3 protein-coding genes are annotated in these 2,247 nt (G+C 62.7%); 1 reads left to right on the top strand and 2 read right to left on the bottom strand.

All coding sequences use genetic code 11. The features are described 5' to 3' along the window. Positions 1–13 precede the first annotated feature (13 nt). Together tnpB and IE053_RS14360 are read right to left on the bottom strand one after the other, a co-directional pair. Complete coding sequence (gene tnpB / locus IE053_RS14365; RefSeq protein WP_373302896.1) at positions 14–373, bottom strand: IS66 family insertion sequence element accessory protein TnpB; 360 nt, start codon at positions 371–373, stop codon at positions 14–16. After that, positions 370–816 (bottom strand): transposase, encoded by a 447-nt coding sequence (locus tag IE053_RS14360; RefSeq protein ID WP_189577330.1) that lies wholly within the window; start codon positions 814–816, stop codon positions 370–372. The genes tnpB and IE053_RS14360 overlap by 4 nt, the downstream gene beginning before the upstream one ends. A 134-nt stretch (positions 817–950) precedes the next feature. Here IE053_RS14360 and IE053_RS14355 point away from each other — a divergent pair. Continuing rightward, a protein-coding gene (locus tag IE053_RS14355) for an IS3 family transposase (protein WP_189577328.1) occupies positions 951–2,125 on the top strand; the annotation gives its coding sequence in 2 pieces (ribosomal slippage) (positions 951–1,215 and positions 1,215–2,125; 1,176 coding nt in all). Positions 2,126–2,247: the final 122 nt, after the last annotated feature.

Below are 2,247 nucleotides of genomic sequence, written 5' to 3'. Positions count from 1 at the left end.
ATGCAGCTTGAGCTCACATCACCCGGGTGGGCTGAGGGCTCTCAGGAGGCGCCCGCGTCAGCCGCCAGTCGATGCCTTCGAGCAGCGAGGCGAGCTGGCTCGCTGTCACCGACACCTTGCCGTCCTTCGCGCGCGGCCAGACGAACGTTCCGCGCTCCAGCCGCTTGTAGTAGAGGCACATCCCCTGGCCGTCCCAGAACAGCACCTTCGCCCGGTCGCCGCCTCTGTTACGGAAGACGAAGACGTGCCCCGAGAGTGGATCCTCCTTCAGCACGCTCACCGTCTGCGCGGCGAGCCCGTCGAAGCCCCGCCGCATGTCCGTCACCCCCGCCGCCAGCCACACCTTCGTACCGACGGGGAAGGACAGGCTCACGGACGGGGCGTCCGAAGCGCGCCGACCAGGGCGGCGAGGCGGTCCGGCGCGACGTCGCCCGGCAGGCGTAGCACCACCCCGTCCGGCAGCACCGCCTCGATCTGAGCTGCGGTGTCGTCTTGTCCGACGCTGCCGCCTCCAGCCGCGGAGCCGGCCTGCGATGCCTCCTCCGAGGTGGAGGCGTCAGCATCATCGTGACGGCGGAAGGGCACGACGGACCCTGGCGGACGGGAAAGGGCTTCGATCGGCGGCAGGACCGGCGGCGTGTACCCGCCCGAGCCGTCGCCGAGATCTTCTGCGATCTCGACTGGCAGGAAGGCCGCCGCCACCGCAGCCAGCCCCGCGTCCGTGCCGTCCTTCGCCGCCTTCCGCCAAGCAAAGAGCTGCGAGGTGGAAAGGTCGTGCCGCCGCGCCACTGGAATAGCCCCCTGAAAGTGGTCCACCAACTGGGATAGATTGTCCCGTAAATTGGAGGATCAGCGATGGCTGGAAAACGAGAAAGGCCCGAAGATTGACCCGACCCCTTTGAACGCAGCCAATCTGACTGAAAGAATGGCTTGTTTGAAGGAGAAGAGCGATGGGCGCGAAGCGGTACAAACCCGAAGAGATTATCTCGAAGCTGCGTGAAGCTGAGGTGCTTCTGGCCGAAGGCGTCAGCGTCGGTGAAGTGGTCCGGCGGCTTGGAGTGACGCCGGTCACCTACTACCGGTGGCGGAAAGAGTACGGCGGGATGAAGGTCGATCAGGCGAAACGCTTGAAGGATCTCGAAAAGGAGAACGCGCGGCTGAAGCGTTTGCTGGCCGATGCGGAGCTCGATAAGGCCATTCTGAAAGAGGCCGCTTCGGGAAACTGGTAGGGCCCTCTCGCAAGCGCCAGTTTATCGAGCATGCGTGTACGGAGCTTGGTGTCTCTGAACGTCGAGCATGCCGCGTGGTGGGCCAGCATCGATCAACGCAGTGGCGAAAGCCGCAAAAGCTGGACGACGAAGACGCGCTGACCGCGGCGATCATCGAACTGGCGAGCAAGTACGGTCGCTACGGCTATCGACGGATCACGGCTTTGCTCCGGCGCGATGGTTGGCACGTCAACCACAAGCGTGTCGCGCGGATCTGGCGGCGGGAGGGCCTTCGTGTTCCGCAGAAGCAGCCGAAGCGAGGCAGGCTTTGGCTCAACGATGGGTCGTGCGTGAGACTCCGGCCGGAGCGCCCAAACCACGTCTGGGCTTACGACTTCGTTCAGGACAGGACCCGTGACGGCCGTAAGTTCCGTATGCTCACAGTGATCGATGAGTTCACTAGGGAGTGCCTGGCCATCGACGTCGCGCGAAGGCTCAACAGCCAGAGCGTTCTCGCCATCCTGGCAGACTTGATGGTCCAGCGAGGCGTTCCTGATCACATTCGATCCGATAATGGGCCAGAGTTCGCGGCGACCGCTGTGCGGGAGTGGATTGCGAAGGTTGGAGCCAAGACCCTGTTCATCGAGCCAGGTTCACCGTGGGAGAACGGCTACAACGAGAGCTTCAACGGCAAGCTCCGCGACGAGCTGCTGAACGTCGAACTCTTCAACGACCTGAGGGAGGCCAAGGTCCTGATCGAGCGATGGCGAAGGCACTACAACACGATCCGTCCGCACACAGCTCTACGCTACCAGCCGCCAGCACCAGAAGCGATCGCCCCGGCTGATCTGGCCTCCACCATGTGGAGGCTCCGGCCAGATCAGCCTTCCAATGGGAGTAACTCAATGCTTACATAAAAGCTGGCTGCGCCATCGGGGTCTCGTCAATCGAGGGGCTAGCGTGAGAGTGATAATGTGTATTACGACAACAGCTGAAACACTGCTAAGCGATTGATATAATTGACTAATTTGCGACAATA

Source organism: Parvularcula lutaonensis (assembly GCF_014651915.1).
GTDB classification, from domain to species: Bacteria; Pseudomonadota; Alphaproteobacteria; order Caulobacterales; family Parvularculaceae; genus Parvularcula; species Parvularcula lutaonensis.
The sequence above is the reverse complement of the archived record's forward strand: the minus strand, read 5'-3'. Positions and strand labels throughout refer to the sequence as shown.